Here is a 16,098-nt window from a genome sequence, read left to right as displayed (position 1 = left end):
GGACACTCGTTAATTGAACCTTCAAATTCTTCGCGCGTGCGCGCATCGGCGCACCTAAGGTCTGCTGATTTTATCGGCAGCCATGCAAAGTCGTGCGGGAATTCGCGAGGCGCGTGCACAGCTCATGTCGGCTCGGCGCTGGCCTGCTGCAATTTGCCGAGCGCGTTCTCGACCACTTCGAGCGTATACGGCTTCTGGACGACCGGAGCCGATGCCAGTTGCTCCGGGATCGGCGCGCGTTCGCCATAGCCGGTTGCGAAGATGAAGGGCACGCCGATCTCCTTCAGCTTCTGCGCCACCTTGATGCTGCTCTCGGTGCCGAGGTTGAGATCGAGCAGGGCAAAGCTCGGCCGCGTGCGCTCGATCGAGCGCAGCGCCTGGTCGACGGTTGCGGCGGTGTCGACGTGGCGGGCCCCGAGATCGAGCAGGATGACCTCCGCCGCCATCGCGATGATCAAATTGTCCTCGACGATCAGCGCAGTCTCGGAGATCCGGGGACGGCTGGACTGCTGCTCCTCGATACGCATGGCGGCTCCTGCTATTGACGGGACCAGTTCGACGAAATTGGGGGGAATGACGAACTTCGCCTGCACGCCCAGAAGATCGAAGCGGATCTCGGCATCGCCCTTGAGATCGAACGGCACCGAGCGCTCGATGATGGTGGTGCCGAAGCCACGCCGCGAGGGTGGCTGCACCGGCGGTCCGCCGGTTTCCTTCCATTCGATCACGAGGCTCGACGAAGGGTCGAGGCGCCAGACCACCTCGACGCTTCCCGTGGAATCGGCGAGCGCGCCGTATTTGGCGGAATTGGTCATCATCTCGTGGACGACGAGGGCCAGCGTGGCAAACGCCTTGGGATCGAGCGCGACGTCCGGCCCGCCCATCTTCACCCGGCCGGCGCGCGCCCCGAGATAGGCGCCGGCCTCCGATTCGACGAGGGTCCGCAGCGCCACCGGCGCCCAGTTCAGATTGGTGATCTGGTCGTGGGCGCGGGCCAGGGCCTGGATGCGACCGCCGAGAACGCCGGCAAACTCGTCCACGCTCGTCGCCGTGTCCTTGCTTTGCGCCACCAGCGCCCGGACCAGGCTCAGGATGTTGCGGACACGGTGATTGAGCTCGGCGATCATCAGCTCCTGCCGCTCCTGCGCACCACGGCGCTCGCGGGCGGCAAGGTCCGACAATTGCAGGATCACTTCCAGCAGCGTGACGCGCAAGCTCTCGGCGATGCGGATGTCGGCCGCCGACCACGGCTTCGACTGTCCTGCCACCGTCTCCTGCCAGAGCTCGAAACTCTTGCGCGGCGTCAGCCGCGGCCCGTTCGGGCCCTCGTCGTAGACCTTGTCGGGAGCGCCGGCCCAGTTCACCGAGCGCGTGACCTCGCGCCGGAAGAAGATCAGGCAGTCGCGCGGCGTCCGTGAGATCGGAATGGCGAGAAAGCCCGCCGCGCGGTCGCGGAACGCCTGGCCGGCGGCATAGACCTTGGCGATCTCGGCGCTGGCGAAGATCCGTCCCGGGGAGGCCCGGTTGATGAAGGCGACGAGATCCTTCACCTCGTCCTCGGTCGGCGTCTCGCCCTGGAGCGCGATCTTGTTGTCGGACCACACCGCGACGCCGTCGCAGTCGATCATGTTACGGTAGTCCCCGAGGAAGTCGACAATGGCGCGGCGGCTGTGCTCGTGCGAGGCCGCGGTCTCGATCAAGCGCTCCTGGACCTGATGGGCGCGGGCCTCATAGCTGACGTCGCCCTCGCGCTCGCGGCCCTCGACGATCCAGGAAAACATCTGCCCGAATAGCTCGGCCGCGGTGCGCTTCTCGAACGAGATGTAACGCGACGAATAATGATGGCAGGCGAACAGGCCCCAGAGCTTGCCGTCGCGCAAGATCGACACCGACATCGACGCGCCGACGCCCATGTTGCGCAGATATTCGATGTGGATCGGCGAGACCGAGCGCAGCACGCTCATCGAGAGGTCGAGCAGCCCGGCATTGTGCGTCGGGATGGACACCAGCGCAGCCGGCCTGGCGTCGATGTCGGCGATGATGCGCAGCCAGTTGCGCTGATAGAGGATGCGGGCCTGCCGGGGAATGTCGGAGGCCGGATAATGCAGGCCGAGGAAGGATTCGAGCCCGGCTTCCGCAGTCTCGGCGATGACCTCCCCGGACCCGTCCGGATGAAACTGATAGACCATGACCCGGTCGAAGCCGGTCAGCACCTTGAGCTGGCGCGCTGCCTCGCGGGCAAGCTCGCTCATGCCCCGCGTCTTGCGGACGCGCTCCAGCATCAGGCGAACGAGCTCACCGGAATTGACGCCGGGCTCGTTGACGCTGGGCTCCGCCTCGATCACGAGATAGACGCCGGAGAAATGGATCGAGAGATCGTAGACCGGCTTGCCGTCCTGCAGCACGACGCCGAACATGCGCTCCGTCGCATCCGGGCCGCTCAGATGATCGACGCGGCCGCGGATGGCCTCGACCGCGGCCTCCGAGAACACCCGCGACAGGGGCTGCTGGAGCAGATCGGCGATCTCGGTCCCGAGAAAGCTGCCGGCATTCTCGGACGCCATGCAGATCGTGAAATCGGAAAGCACCGTGAGCAGGAAACCGAACGGCTGCACGCTGCCGGGAACGTGGATCGGCTCACGATCGCAATTGGTGAGATTGACCGCCTCGTTCATGCGCGGTCCGCCGCACGCTCGAACGCGGCGAAAGCGGCCCGCGCCGCCGCGATCACCTCGACCTCGTCGCAGACCTCTTCGCTTTCCAGCTTGGACAGGAAGCTCTGCCAGAGCCGCTTGCCTGCCCCGTGGCGAAGATAGCTGGTGGCCTCCGTCATGCGCGGATCGCTGGCCTCCGCGACCTCCTTCAGCAGGAACTTGGCCCCGAGCCGGGAGCCCTCCAGCACATACATCGTACCGAGCATTCCGCCGGGCGTCAGCGGCGGTACCGACACGGTGGATTGCGCGGCGCTGCCGAGCCGTCCGAGATCAGCCGCGATCGCGGCACTGCGCGACCGCTCCGGCCAGTCCGGAAACATGCCGGCGACACCCGCTTCGACAAGCGCGGCTTCGAGCGGAAGAAGCGCGCCGGCGCTGGCTTCGAGAAAGCGACGATAGCCCGCCACGACGGTGAGATCGAATGAGGATAGTTGCGCATCGAGCTCTCGATGCACGGCCGAGGTCGCATCTCTCAATCGTTCACGGAGTCCGGGAAAGCTGCAGCCAACCTGTGTCGAAACGTCCGAAACCCCAGCCAGCATGAAATTCCCAAGCGCGCGCGATGTCGAGGGCGCAATTGCCCCGGAAGCGAGGGAAACGCCGGCGGAACCGAAAAGGTTCCGCCGGCCCTGGAAAATCCGGGACGCGATCGTCGGCCTCCTATTTCCGTCGGCGGGGCTTGCGGAGCTCGTACATGATCTCCGCCCTGGTCATCCCGCAATCCAGAAGCTCCCGTTCGGTCATGGTGGCGAGTTGATCCCGGGCCCGGGACCGTTCGCGCCTGACACGGACCATCTCGATCAGGGCCTGCCAGGCCCGCACGAGCCTCACCGGCTCGGCCTGATGACATCGGCCGGCGGTGACGGCGCTCACGCCCCTCAGCTCGCAGCCCTCACCTGCGCCTGCGGAAAAGGTCCGAGCGCTTTCTCCGTCAGGATCGAGTCGCAATATTCCCGGATTTCCTTGATCCTTCCGTCCTCCAGACGAAACACCAGGCAATAGTCGTTGTCGTAACGCACGCCCTCAGGCGTGACGTTGTCGCCCTTGGCTTCCACGACGACCACATCGCCGTCGGCGATGAAGCGGTGCGCGACCGTGCGCGTGCGGTCGCGCAGGCGGCTGCGCACATAGCCGTGGAGATCGTTGAGGATCGCCGCCTTGCCCGAAAAGGTGCGCGACCAGGAATACTGACCCGTCACGATCCATTTGGCATCTTCGGCAAGGCTTGTGGTGAACAGGGCGCGATCGCGTGCGGCCGGATCGGGATTGGCGGCGGCGGCGAAAATGTCCTGCAGCAGTTTCTTGTTGGCGGCAGCGCTCATGGCGGCATCTCCGTGTTGTGGGAACGCCCCGATGATCGCCGCGGCATCGAAATTCTTCAAATCGATAGAGAATATGATATCTATTCGTCCTATGAATTTGACTTCCCTCGACCTCAACTTGTTGACCGCGCTCGATGCGCTGTTGCGCGAGGCCAATGTCAGCCGCGCGGCCATGCGCATCGGCCTGTCACAGCCCGCGACCAGCCACGCGCTGCAGCGCCTGCGCGACATCTTCGGCGATCCGCTGCTGGTACGCACCGGCGCCCGCATGGAGCTGACGCCGCGGGCCCAGGCCCTGCGCGCGCCGCTGGCGCAGGCGCTCGACCAGGTGCGCGGACTGTTCGTGCCCGACGACTTCGACGCGGCACGCAGCGAGCGGCAATTCCGCCTGATGATGCCCGATCTCGCCGTCGAACTGTTGATGCCGCCGCTGATGGAGAAGGTGACGCGCCGCCCCCAACGTGCGCATCGACGTGGTGCCGTGGCGGGGATCGGCGATCTTCCACGCCGAGTTCGCCCGCACGATCGACCTCGTGATCTCGATCGGCAACGCCTTCAAGGGCTTTCACCGCCAGTTGCTCTACACCGACAGCGATGCCCTCGCCGTCCGACGCGGCCACCCCCTGGCCGCGAAGCTGAAGCGGCGCGAGACCTTCCTGGCGGCGCGCCATGTCGGCGTGATCATCCGCGGCAGCAATGAGGATCTGATCGACACCTGGCTGCGCGCCAAGGGCATCGAGCGGCACATCTCGCTGGTCGTGTCAGGCTATCTCGAAGCGCTGCACGTCACCGCTCGCACCGACCTCGTCGCCTTCGTGCCGCGCCGGCTGATCGCGGCGCTGTCGAAGCAGCTCGGCCTCGTCACGGTGACGCCGCCGCTCGACCCGGGGATCGACGAGCAGTTCATGTTCCACCCGACGCGGGCACAGATGGACCCCGGCTCGATCTGGCTGCGGCGGGTGATGCTGGAAACGGGGCGGGAGCTGGAGAAACGAAGGACTGGGTAGGTGGAGTTTCAACAAACTCGATGTCGTCCCGGACAAGCGCAGCAAAGCGGAGCGCCGATCCGGGACCCATAATCACAGGATGCGGTTCGGCGAAGACTGGTCGTTCGGGATCGCTACCGATCGCAATCGATGGATTCCGCGGTATGGGTCCCGGGTCTGCGCTCGCGCTTGCCCGGGACGACACCGCGTATTTGTCACGCCTTCTGCGCGGCCATCACCTTGGCCACGGCAGGACGGTCCGACATGCGCTTGAAATGATCGGCGATCTTCGGCGTCGCGTTGATGTCGACGCTGTCGCCTTCGAGCCAGGTCGAAAGCGTAAAGAGATAGGGATCGCAGATCGTGTACTGCTCGCCCATCACCCACGGCCCCCTGAACATCTTCTGCTCCATCAGCGCGAAACAGGCGGCCATGGTCTGGGGGACCTTCGCCTTCATGTCGGCGAACGAGCTCTCCTGCGTCGCCCAGCGCGCGCCGCGCATCTTGTGGGCATGATTGATGTGCACGGTCGAGCACAGATACGAGTTGAACGACTGCACCTGGGCGAAATCGAAGGGATCGTCGAGCGGCGCCAGCTTCGCCTTGGCGAACGTCTGGGCGACGTAGGCCAGCATCGCCGGCGTCTCGGTCAGGATGCCGCGATCGGTCACGAGCGCCGGCACGCGGCCCTTCGGGTTGATCTTGAGATAGTCCGGGCTGTTCTGCTGGTTGTCCTTGAAGCTCAGCCGTTCGGCCGTGTAGTCGGCGCCGGCCTCCTCCAGGGTGATGTAGGTGGCGAGCGCGCAGGTGCCGGTGGCGTAGTAGAGCTTGAGCATGTCGGACCTCATGGGGGAAAACCCGAGGTTAACGGCCCTCAGCGGCGCCGTCCATAGGGACCTCTTCGCAGTTGCCCACCGCCATCAGGCTGTGCGAAGACGCCGTCAATCGGAGGGGGATTGGTCATGACGGTACTCATCGCCGGTGGGGGCATCGGCGGGTTGACGCTTGCGCTCAGCCTGCACGAAATCGGCGTTCCCGTAAAAGTGTTCGAGAGCGTCGCCGAACTGAAGCCGCTCGGCGTCGGCATCAACGTGCTGCCGCATGCAGTGCGCGAGCTGATCGAGCTCGGGCTGCTGGACAGACTGGACGCCAGCGGCGTGCGGACGCGCGAGCTCGCCTATTTCTCCAAGCACGGCAAGCCGATCTGGAGCGAGCCGCGCGGGCTCGAGGCCGGCTACAAATGGCCGCAATTCTCGATCCACCGCGGCACGCTGCAGCAGCTCCTGCTCGACACAGCGGTCGAGCGGCTCGGCCGCGACAACATCCTCACCAGCCATCATCTGACCGGCTGGACCGAAACCGCGAACGGCGTGCGCGCCGACTTCATCGACCGGGCGACCGGCAAGGCGGCCGGGACTTACGAAGGCGCGATCCTGATCGCCGCCGACGGCATCCATTCCGCCGCGCGAGAAAAGCTCTATCCGAACGAGGGGCCACCGATCTGGAACGGCCGCATCCTCTGGCGCGGCGTCACGCCGGCGAAGGCCTTCCTCACCGGCCGCACCATGATCATGGCCGGCCACGAGATCCTGAAATTCGTCTGCTATCCCATCAGCAAGGAGCCGGACGCAAACGGCAACCATCTGATCAACTGGGTCGCCGAACGCCATATGCCGCCGACCTACCAGTGGCGGCGCGAGGACTATAACCGCACGGCGCGGCTGGAGGAGTTCCTGCCCTGGTTCGAGAGCTGGCAGTTCGACTGGCTTGACGTACCCGGCCTGATCCGAAACTGCCCGCATGCCTACGAATATCCGCTGGTGGACCGCGATCCGGTCTCGCAATGGACCTTCGGCAAGGTCACGCTGATGGGCGATGCCGCGCATCCGATGTACCCGATCGGCTCCAACGGCGCCTCGCAGGCGATCCTCGATGCCCGCACCATCACCCGCGAGATCCTGGCGCACGGCCCGACGACCGCAGCGCTGCTCGCCTATGAGGCCGAACGGCGGCCCGCGACCACCGACCTCGTCCTGCTTAACCGCAAGAACGGCCCCGAGCAGGTGATGCAACTGGTCGAGGAGCGCGCGCCCGACGGATACAAGGTAGTCACCGACGTGCTGTCGCAAAAGGAGTTGGAAGACATCGCCGCCAACTACAAGCGCGTCGCCGGCTTCCAGGTCGAGGCGCTGAATGCCAAACCGCCGATCGTGAGCAGGAACGCGCGGGCGAGTAGCTGAACTCTCGCACCACGCGAGATGCGCATGAATGTGCCCTCGCCCCTTGCGGGAGAGGGCAGCGACGCAGGTAGATGCGAGCTCACTCGGGTGAGGGTTGTCTCGGCGAGTTCGTCTCTCGCGATTTGAACTCGCGGAGAGATACCCCTTATCCGGCGCTTCGCGCCACCTTCTCCCGCAAGGGGAGAAGGGAAGTGGCGCGCGTGGCTAGCTCATCACTTCACCACCCGCGCCGCCTCCAGCAGCCGCTCGCTCGCGCTCGCCGTCGCCAGCACAGTCCCGTCCTCCGACATCAGCCTGGCCTCGACGAAGGCGATGGTCTTGCCGAGCTGGGTCACCCTGGCTTCGCCAATGATCGGCCCGGGTTTTGCGGGGCTGAGGAAATTCACGGTCATGCTGATTGTGGTGGTGTAGAGCCGGCCTCCGCTCATCACCAGCACGGCCGGACCCATGGTGTCATCGAGCATGGCCGAGAGCATGCCGCCCTGGATGAAGCCCGCCGGATTGCAGAACTCAGGCTTGCCCTCGAAGGAGAGCCTGATCCAGCCCTCCTCGGGCCGGGCATCGAGCAGCCGCCAGCCGAGCAACTCGGCGCAGGGCGGTCTTGGAAAATCGTCGAGCGCGGTCTTGACCATGCGGCACCTCCACTGCTTCGAGGCATAGCGCAGGCCTGCTGACAGCCTCCTGTCAGCAGCGACAGGCGACAGCCCGGCTCGGCCGCAGCAATGGAACTCGTGGAACCCGAAGCATTCAGCTCGCTTCAACCAAACGGATTCACGACCGATTCAATACGATCCAATTGGGAAATCCGCCGGTAAGCGGTTGGCAGTTACCTCATGAGACAAGCGATGGCGAAACCGGAGCTTTTCCATGCGGACCTTCCTGCAACGGGCAATTGACCGCCTGCACGCCATCGAAGATCGACTGACGGTGCGGACGCAGATCGCCGCGGCCGTTGCCGCGATGTCGATCGTGCTGGTCGGGACACTGGCCGCCGGCGCGGCGCTCATCAGCTACAGAAACACCTCGGCCTTGATCGAGAGCAGCCTGGCGGGGATCGCCTCCAGCACCTCCGGCCGGCTCGATCGCTTCATGGCGACGCGGCAGCAGGAAATGAAATTGTTCGCCGAGCTCCAGCCCATGCAGCGGCTCTGGCAGGGCAATCCCGACGAGTTGCGCAGCGCGCTCGAGGCGCTCCAGCATTCCTTCGATTTCGCCTGGATCGGCTTTGCTGATCTCGACGGCAACGTCGTCGCCTCGACCGGCGGCCTGCTGCAAGGAAAGTCGGTGGCCGCGCGCCCCTGGTTCAAGCAGGGCCTTGAAAAAATAGCCGTCGGCGACGTGCATGAGGCGATCCTGCTGGCCTCGTTGCTGATGCAGCGCGCCAACAACGAGCCCTATCGCTTCGTCGACATCGCCGTTCCCGTCCATGATGCCTCCGGCAATCTGCTCGGCGTGCTCGGCGGGCATCTGGATTGGACCTGGGCTTCCAGCCTGATCAAGGACGTCGAAGCCAATGACGGCAACACCGACACGCAGCTCTCGATCCTCAGCAAGGGCGGCATGGTGCTGGTCGGGCCGCAGAAGGAAACCATCCGCTATGCCGGCAATGAGCTCACCGACATCCTGAAGGCCCGCGACGGCACGTTCCAGGAGACGGCGGACGGGCGGCGAATGCTGACCGCGTTCCATGTCGGCCGCGGCTACCGCGACTATCAGGGATTGAACTGGATCGTCACCGCGAGCCAGCCGGCAAGCGTGGCGCTCAAGGCCGCGATCTCGTCGGCGCAGACGATCCTCGCGATCGGCGCGGTCATCGCCCTGATCGCGCTGTCGCTGGCCTGGCTGGTTTCGCGCCGGATCGCGGGTCCCATCATCGCCATCACCCAGGAAGCCGATCGCATCGGGCGCGCCCATGGCCCGACCATGCTGGCGCGGCAGAGCGGCTCCGCCGAGGTCGTCCAGCTCTCGCGCGCGTTGCGCTCGCTGCTTCGCCGCATCGGCCTCGCCGAAGAGCGCACCAAGGAAGCCGAGCTGCGCGCGACCGAAAACGCGATGCAGCTTCAGGAGGACATGCTGAAGCTGCGCCAGCTCGCCGACACCGATTTCATGACCGGCCTGATGAAACGCCGCTCGTTCCTCGCCGTTGCCGACGACGCCCTGGCGTTCTGCCGCCGCTACAAGCGCAACATGGCGACGCTGATGATCGACATCGACCATTTCAAGAAGATCAACGACACCCATGGCCACGCCGCCGGCGACGACGCCATCAGGCACGTCGCCGAGATCGTCAACCAGTCGATCCGGACCACCGACAAGGCCGCCCGCTTCGGGGGCGAGGAGTTCGTGGTGCTGCTGCGCGAGATCGACCAGGAGACGGCGGTGCTGCTCGCCGACCGCATCCGGACCTCGATCGAGAGCGCAAGGGTCAGCCACGACAACGTCGTCATCCCCCTCACCGTGTCGGTCGGGCTCGCCCTGTTCGACGAGAGCGACCGCGACGTGCAGGACGTGATCGAGCGCGCCGACCAGGGCCTCTATGTCGCCAAGAAGACCGGTCGCAACCGCACCTTCCTGATGCCGGCGGAGGACCAGCGCGCCGCACGCGCGGCCTGACGGGGTTTAGTCGAGCGCGTGCGCAATCACCTTGCGCATGACGTTCGGCAGCGCTTCATCGGCCAGCGTCGCGAGCGGGACCCAGCGCATGCCGGCCGGCGCCCGCGCGCGCGCCTTCGCCTTCGCGGTGTAGACCACCAACTCCAGCGGAAAATGCGTGAAGACGTGGGTGACCAGGCCCACCCTGCGCTGCCAGCGCGACAGCCCCTTCAATTCCGGCGCTTGCTGCTCCGCGGCCGAATCCTCCTGCCCTGCGAGCCAGTCCGAGCCTGGTACCTCGGTCATGCCGCCGAGCAGACCTTTTTCCGGCCGCGAGCGGACCAGCAATTCGTCGCCGCGCGTCACCACGAAAGCGGCGCCACGTCGCAGCGTTCCGCTCTTCTTCGGCGCCTTGCGCGGGAACGTCTCCTGCGTGCCTTGCTCACGCGCCGCGCAATCCTCGGTGAACGGACAGAGCGAGCAGGCCGGCTTCTTCGGCGTGCAGATCGAAGAGCCGAGATCCATCAGTGCCTGCGCGCTGTCGCCGGCGCGTGAATTGGCAAGCAGTGTCGATGCCAGTTGCTGGATCAGCGGCTTGGCTTGCGGCAGTTCCTCCTCGACCGCAAACAGGCGCGACACCACGCGCTCGATATTGCCGTCGACAGGCATGGTGTGGCGATCGAACGCGATCGCCGCGATCGCCGCCGCCGTGTACGGCCCGATCCCCGGCAGCGCGCGAAGCCCCTCCTCCGTGTCCGGAAAGCTGCCGCCATGCTCGCGCGTCACCGCAACCGCGCAGGCATGGAGATTGCGCGCACGCGAATAGTAGCCGAGCCCGGCCCACATCCTGAGCACGTCGTCCTGCGAGGCGTTGCCGAGCGCCGTCACATCGGGCCAGCGCGCGACGAATTTTTCGAAATAGGGTCCAACCGCCTTCACCGTGGTCTGCTGCAGCATGATCTCCGACAGCCAGACGCGGTAGGGATCCGACACCTCGCCGGGCATCGCGCGCCATGGCAGGCGGCGGCGGTGGCGGTCGTACCAGGAGAGCAGCAAGGTGGGACGGGCCGAACCTGCCGACTGCACTGGTTCCGGCTTGGCCTTGCGGGCGGATCTGGGGCTCATGCCTCCACTCTAGCGACCTCACGCCGATCTCTCCACGCCATGCCCGCGCTCGCCGCGGACATCCACGTCTTTCTTCGTGGCGGCTCACCCGAGATGCTATAAGGCCCCCCATGTCCAAATCCGGTCCCATCTTCAAACCCGGCCCGATCAGCGCCAAGCCGCTCGGGATCCTGCTCGACGACGTCTTTGCCGAGGCCTATGCCAAGCAGGGCTTTGCGGCGCGTGAGCTGGTGACGCGGTGGGCGCAGATTGCCGGGCCCGAGATCGCGGCCCATGCCGAGCCGCTGAAGATGCAGTGGCCGCGGCCGGTGGAGGGCCAGCCGCAGGAGCCGGCGACCCTGGTGCTGCGGGTCGAGGGGCCGATGGCGCTGGAGATCCAGCACTCGGCCGACGTGATCCTGGAGCGGGTCAACCGCTTCTTCGGCTGGAGCGCGGTCGGCAAGCTCGCCTTCCGCCAGGCCCCGCTGTCGCGGCCCCGCGCCCGGAGGCGACCCGGCCCGCCGGACCCCAAGAGCGTCGCCCAGGTGGCGGAGACCCTGGGGAAGATCGAGGATGAAGAACTGAAGACGGCGCTGGCCCGGCTCGGGGCCGCCATCAAGCGAAATTGAGCCTTATTTCGCGGCCAATCTGGACCCGTTTCTGCCGCTCGCCATTGCCTCAAACCACGTTTCAAGCTAGCGACAGGCCGCCTGAGCGGGAACCCCGACAGGCCCTTGGGCGAGACCACACCAATCCGGGAGCCGACCTTGATCATCACCCGCCGCGCCTTCACCACGATGCTGTCGCTGACCGGGCTTGCCGCGCTCGCCGGGCTCTCGCCGCTGCGGTTCGTCTCGGAGGCCTTCGCGCAATCGGCCGCCGACGTCGCCAAGCCGGTCTCGCTGCCCGACATGGCGCTCGGCCCCAAGGACGCCGCCGTCACCATCACCGAATACGCCTCGATGACCTGCCCGCACTGCGCCGCTTTCAACGAGCAGGTCTTCCCGAAGATCAAGAAGGAATACATCGACGCCGGCAAGGTGCGTTACATCTTCCGCGAGTTCCCGCTCGACATCAAAGCCGCCGCCGGCTCGATGCTGTCGCGCTGCATCGCCAAGGACGACGCACCGAAATACTTCGCCGTCACCGACATGCTGTTCCGCCAGCAGAACGACTGGGTGGTGAAGAACACCACCGAGACCCTGACGCGGATCGGCAAGCAGGCCGGCCTCACGCAAGCGCAGGTCGAAGCCTGCCTGAAGGACCAGGCGCTGCTCGACAAGATCGCCGCCGACCAGAAATACGCCAGCGACGTGCTGAAGGTCGATTCGACGCCGACCTTCTTCATCAACGGCGAGAAGATCAAGGGCGAGGCCTCGTTCGAGGAGTTCGCCAAGAAGATCAATCCGCTGCTGAAGAGCTGATTCGCTCGTCAAGATCCTGATTCGCATCTCGAAAGCCGTATCTTTCCCGGCATAAATCCCTTGGGAAAAGCGGCTTTCGCCGGTTGCCCTCGCGGCGCACCGCGGCCATTGTCCAGCCGCATGAGGCGCCTCGCGCGACTCGCCCCGGATAGCGACACTGCCTTCCATGGTATTGTCCCGGCAGGGGGATTCGCGCCTGCCAACAGAGATGCGTGCTTATGAAAATCACCCGCCTGCGACTTCACGGCTTCAAGTCCTTCGTTGAGCCCACGGACTTCGTCATCGAGCCCGGCCTGACCGGCGTGGTCGGGCCCAACGGTTGCGGCAAGTCGAATCTCGTCGAAGCGCTGCGCTGGGCGATGGGTGAAACCTCCTACAAGTCGCTACGCGCCGCCGACATGGACGCGGTGATCTTCGCCGGCTCCGGCAACCGTCCTGCGCGCAACCACGCCGAAGTGACGATGACGATCGACAACGCCGATCGCACCGCGCCCGCGGCGATGAACGACAGCCAGCTGCTCGAAATCTCCCGCCGCATCGAGCGCGAAGCCGGATCGGTCTATCGCATCAACGGCCGCGACGTGCGCGCCCGCGACGTGCAGATCCTGTTCGCCGACGCCGCCACCGGCGCGCGCTCGCCCGCGCTCGTCCACCAGGGCAAGATCGGCGAGATCATCCAGGCCAAGCCCGAGCAGCGCCGCCGCGTGCTGGAAGACGCCGCCGGTGTCGCCGGCCTGCACGCCCGCCGTCACGAGGCCGAGCTGCGGCTGAAGGCCGCTGAGACCAACCTCACCCGCGTCGAGGACGTGATCGGCCAGCTCTCCGGCCAGATGGAAGGCTTGAAGAAGCAGGCCCGCCAGGCCGTTCGCTATCGCGAGGTCGCGGCGAAGGTCCGTAAAGCGGAAGCCACGCTGTTTCATCTGCGCTGGATCGGCGCCCATGCCGACGTCAACGAATCCGGCCAGACCCATGACCTCGCCGTGCGCGAGATGGCCGAACGCACCCAGCACCAGGCCGAAGCGGCCCGCATCCAGGCGATCCGCGCCGCGGAGATGCCGGCGCTGCGCGATGCCGAAGCGCGCGCCGCAGCAGGCCTTCAGCGCCTGACCAATGCCCGCGAGTTGCTCGACCGCGAGGAAGAGCGCGCCAAGGAGCGCGTCGCCGAGCTCGAGCGCCGTCTCGCCCAGTTCGAAGGCGACATCTCGCGCGCTCAGCAGCAGACCATGGACGCCGACGTCGCGTTGCAGCGGCTCGACACCGAAGATGCCGAGTTGAAGGAAGAGATCAAGTCGCGCGTCGAGAAGCGCTCCGGCGTCGATGAACGCGTCGGCGAGGCCGAGGCGGTGCTGACCGAGACCGAGGCGCAGTTCGCCGAGCTCACCACGCAGCTCGCCGACCTCACCGCGAAGCGCAACCAGCTCGAAGCCAACGTCCGCACCCATCGCGACAAGCTCGCCCGGCTCGACCAGGAGATCGCGAACGTCGCCGCGGAAGAGCAGAAGCTCACCGAGGCGACCGGCGGTTTCGGCGATCTCGACGAGCTGACTGCTCTGGTGGAGACTGCGGAAGAGACGCTCGCGGCCTCGGAAGCCGCGGCACAGGCCAGCGAAGCTGCCCACGTCGCCGCGCGCCAGACGCTGGAATCCTCGCGCTCGCCGCTGGTCGAGGCCGACAAGCGCGCACAGCGGCTCGAAACCGAAGCGCGCACCATCTCCAAGATCCTCAACGGCGAGACCAAGAATCTGTGGCCGCCGATCATCGACGGCATCACCGTCGACAAGGGCTATGAGAAGGCCATCGGCGCCGCGCTCGGCGACGACCTCGATGCGCCGATCGATCCGTCGGCGCCGATGCGCTGGACCAATGTCGGTCACACCGAAGACGATCCGGCCCTGCCCGAAGGCGTCGAGCCGCTCGCGAGCCACGTTCAGGCCCCGGCCGAGCTGACGCGCCGCCTGGCGCAGATCGGCGTGGTGCCGCGCGAGCGCGGTGCCGAGCTGGTCTCGCAGCTCAAGACCGGCCAGCGTCTGGTCTCGCCCGAGGGCGACGTCTGGCGTTGGGACGGCTTCGTTGCCGCAGCTCACGCGCCAACCGGCGCCGCGCGGCGCCTCGCCGAGCGCGCCCGCCTCGTCGACATCGAGAACGAGCTGGAGCAGGCCCGCATCGACGCGCAGATCAAGCGTCAGGCGCTGGAGAACGCCGAGTCCGAGCTGCAGGTGGCGGCCAGCACCGAAGGTGCCAGCCGCGAAGCCTGGCGCGCCGCGCAGCGCGAGCTGAACGTCGCCCGCGAGCGCCACGCCAATGCCGAGCGCGAGATCAGCCGCCATGCCGCGCGCAAGGCGACGCTGTCCGAAGCACACAGCCGCCTCGCCGCCGACCGCGCCGAGGCCGAAGCGGCCTATGAATATGCCGAAGCGGGCATCTCCGAGCTGCCGTCGAGCGAGGACACCGAGACCCGTCTCGCCGCCGTCCGCAGCGACATCGAGGGCCACCGCCGCATGGCCGCGCAGGTTCGTGCCGAAGCGCAGGCGCTGGCCCGCGAGGCCGAGCTTGCCGACCGCCGCGTGCAGGCGATCCTCGCCGAGCGCACCGAGTGGGCGAACCGCAAGGAGAGCGCGGCCTCCCACATCGACACCATCCAGGCCCGTATCGCCGAGCTGACGATCGAGCGCGGCGAGCTCGAGAACGCGCCGGCCGTGTTCGCCGAGAAGCGCAGCGCGCTGATCACCGAGATCGAATACGCCGAAAACGACCGCCGCATGGCCGCCGACGCGCTCGCCACGGCCGAAAGCGCGATGGCGGAAACAGACCGCGTCGCCAAGCTGACGCTCGAAGCCCTCTCCAGTGCCCGCGAGGCCACCGCCCGCGCCGAGGAGCGCATGGAAGGCGCCCGTCGCCGGCTCGATGACATCGAGCGCGAGATCCGCGACATGCTCGAGGTCGAGCCGCAGGCCGTCGCCGGTCTCGCCGAGCTCGAGCCGGGTGCCGAGCTGCCGCCGCTGCACGACATCGAGGAAGACCTCGAAAAGATGCGCCGCGACCGCGAGCGCCTCGGCGCCGTCAATCTGCGCGCCGAGGAAGAGCTGCGCGAGGTCGAGACCCAGCACACGGGTCTGGTCACCGAACGCGACGACCTCGTGGAAGCCATCAAGCGGCTGCGCCAGGGCATCCAGAGCCTCAACAAGGAAGCGCGCGAGCGCCTCCTGACCTCGTTCGAGGTCGTCAACAACCACTTCAAGCGCCTGTTCGTCGAGCTGTTCGGCGGCGGCGAGGCCGCGCTGCACCTGATCGAGAGCGACGATCCGCTGGAAGCCGGTCTCGAAATCATCGCCAAGCCGCCGGGCAAGAAGCCGCAGACGCTGTCGCTGCTCTCGGGCGGCGAACAGGCCCTGACCGCGATGGCGCTGATCTTCGCGGTGTTCCTGACCAACCCGTCTCCGATCTGCGTGCTGGACGAAGTCGACGCGCCGCTCGACGACCACAACGTCGAACGGTACTGCAACCTGCTGCACGAGATGACCGGCTCGACCGACACGCGCTTCATCATCATCACGCACAACCCGATCACCATGGCGCGCATGAACCGTCTGTTCGGCGTCACCATGGCCGAGCGTGGCGTGTCGCAGCTGGTGTCGGTGAGCCTGTCCGAAGCGGTGGACATTCTCGACCAGAACGTGGCGTGAGGCGGCGGTTGCGCCACCCCCGCCGATGTCATC

The 16,098-nt window shown here is 66.5% G+C and carries 12 protein-coding genes and 1 pseudogene; 6 read left to right on the top strand and 7 right to left on the bottom strand.

Annotated elements, in window-relative coordinates:
- Positions 1 to 122 precede the first annotated feature (122 nt).
- The 4 genes from Q0743_RS32265 to Q0743_RS32250 form a co-directional block, all read right to left on the bottom strand.
- Complete coding sequence (locus Q0743_RS32265; RefSeq protein WP_298245450.1) at positions 123 to 2,675, bottom strand: HWE histidine kinase domain-containing protein; 2,553 nt, start codon at positions 2,673 to 2,675, stop codon at positions 123 to 125.
- Complete coding sequence (locus Q0743_RS32260; protein ID WP_298245449.1) at positions 2,672 to 3,256, bottom strand: biliverdin-producing heme oxygenase; 585 nt, start codon at positions 3,254 to 3,256, stop codon at positions 2,672 to 2,674. Before Q0743_RS32260 ends, Q0743_RS32265 begins: the two co-directional genes overlap by 4 nt.
- A 118-nt stretch (positions 3,257 to 3,374) precedes the next feature.
- Positions 3,375 to 3,587: a DUF1127 domain-containing protein gene (locus Q0743_RS32255; RefSeq protein ID WP_298245448.1), complete on the bottom strand. Its 213-nt coding sequence runs from the start codon at positions 3,585 to 3,587 to the stop codon at positions 3,375 to 3,377.
- A 5-nt stretch (positions 3,588 to 3,592) separates the two neighbouring features.
- The gene (locus tag Q0743_RS32250; protein WP_298245447.1) at positions 3,593 to 4,036 is read right to left on the bottom strand and encodes a nuclear transport factor 2 family protein; all 444 of its coding nucleotides are present in this window, start codon (positions 4,034 to 4,036) and stop codon (positions 3,593 to 3,595) included.
- A 91-nt stretch (positions 4,037 to 4,127) separates the two neighbouring features.
- On the opposite strand from Q0743_RS32250, the pseudogene Q0743_RS32245 reads away from it, so the two are divergent.
- Positions 4,128 to 5,043: pseudogene (locus tag Q0743_RS32245) on the top strand (LysR family transcriptional regulator).
- 194 nt (positions 5,044 to 5,237) lie between these two features.
- On the opposite strand, the gene Q0743_RS32240 reads toward Q0743_RS32245, so the two are convergent.
- Positions 5,238 to 5,858 carry a glutathione S-transferase family protein gene (locus tag Q0743_RS32240; RefSeq protein WP_298245470.1) on the bottom strand — a complete coding sequence of 207 codons (621 nt, stop codon included), beginning with the start codon at positions 5,856 to 5,858 and terminating at the stop codon, positions 5,238 to 5,240.
- A gap of 126 nt (positions 5,859 to 5,984) precedes the next feature.
- Between Q0743_RS32240 and Q0743_RS32235 the strand changes: the two genes are divergently transcribed.
- Complete coding sequence (locus Q0743_RS32235) at positions 5,985 to 7,262, top strand: flavin-dependent oxidoreductase (RefSeq protein WP_298245446.1); 1,278 nt, start codon at positions 5,985 to 5,987, stop codon at positions 7,260 to 7,262.
- 212 nt (positions 7,263 to 7,474) lie between these two features.
- On the opposite strand, the gene Q0743_RS32230 is transcribed toward Q0743_RS32235, so the two are convergent.
- Positions 7,475 to 7,894, bottom strand: a complete 420-nt coding sequence (locus tag Q0743_RS32230) for a PaaI family thioesterase (protein ID WP_298245445.1) — start codon at positions 7,892 to 7,894, stop codon at positions 7,475 to 7,477.
- A 235-nt stretch (positions 7,895 to 8,129) separates the two neighbouring features.
- On the opposite strand from Q0743_RS32230, the gene Q0743_RS32225 reads away from it, so the two are divergent.
- Entirely contained in the window at positions 8,130 to 9,875 is a 1,746-nt protein-coding gene (locus Q0743_RS32225) for a sensor domain-containing diguanylate cyclase (protein ID WP_298245444.1), read from the top strand.
- 6 nt (positions 9,876 to 9,881) lie between these two features.
- Here Q0743_RS32225 and mutY read toward each other — a convergent pair whose 3' ends face one another.
- Positions 9,882 to 10,979 (bottom strand): A/G-specific adenine glycosylase, encoded by a 1,098-nt coding sequence (gene mutY, locus Q0743_RS32220; protein WP_298245443.1) that lies wholly within the window; start codon positions 10,977 to 10,979, stop codon positions 9,882 to 9,884.
- Positions 10,980 to 11,089: 110 nt separating this feature from the next.
- Here mutY and Q0743_RS32215 point away from each other — a divergent pair, with 110 nt between their 5' ends.
- The 3 genes from Q0743_RS32215 to smc all read left to right on the top strand — a co-directional run bounded on the left by Q0743_RS32215 (position 11,090) and on the right by smc (position 16,065).
- Complete coding sequence (locus Q0743_RS32215) at positions 11,090 to 11,587, top strand: DUF721 domain-containing protein (RefSeq protein ID WP_298245442.1); 498 nt, start codon at positions 11,090 to 11,092, stop codon at positions 11,585 to 11,587.
- Between the two features lie 138 nt (positions 11,588 to 11,725).
- On the top strand, positions 11,726 to 12,382 hold the full coding sequence (locus tag Q0743_RS32210; RefSeq protein WP_298245441.1) for a DsbA family protein: 657 nt from the start codon (positions 11,726 to 11,728) through the stop codon (positions 12,380 to 12,382).
- Between the two features lie 218 nt (positions 12,383 to 12,600).
- Complete coding sequence (smc, locus tag Q0743_RS32205) at positions 12,601 to 16,065, top strand: chromosome segregation protein SMC (RefSeq protein WP_298245440.1); 3,465 nt, start codon at positions 12,601 to 12,603, stop codon at positions 16,063 to 16,065.
- Positions 16,066 to 16,098 lie beyond the last annotated feature (33 nt).

Origin of the sequence: uncultured Bradyrhizobium sp., assembly GCF_936943645.1 — a bacterium.
GTDB lineage: Bacteria > Pseudomonadota > Alphaproteobacteria > Rhizobiales > Xanthobacteraceae > Bradyrhizobium.
The sequence above is the reverse complement of the archived record's forward strand: the minus strand, read 5'-3'. Positions and strand labels throughout refer to the sequence as shown.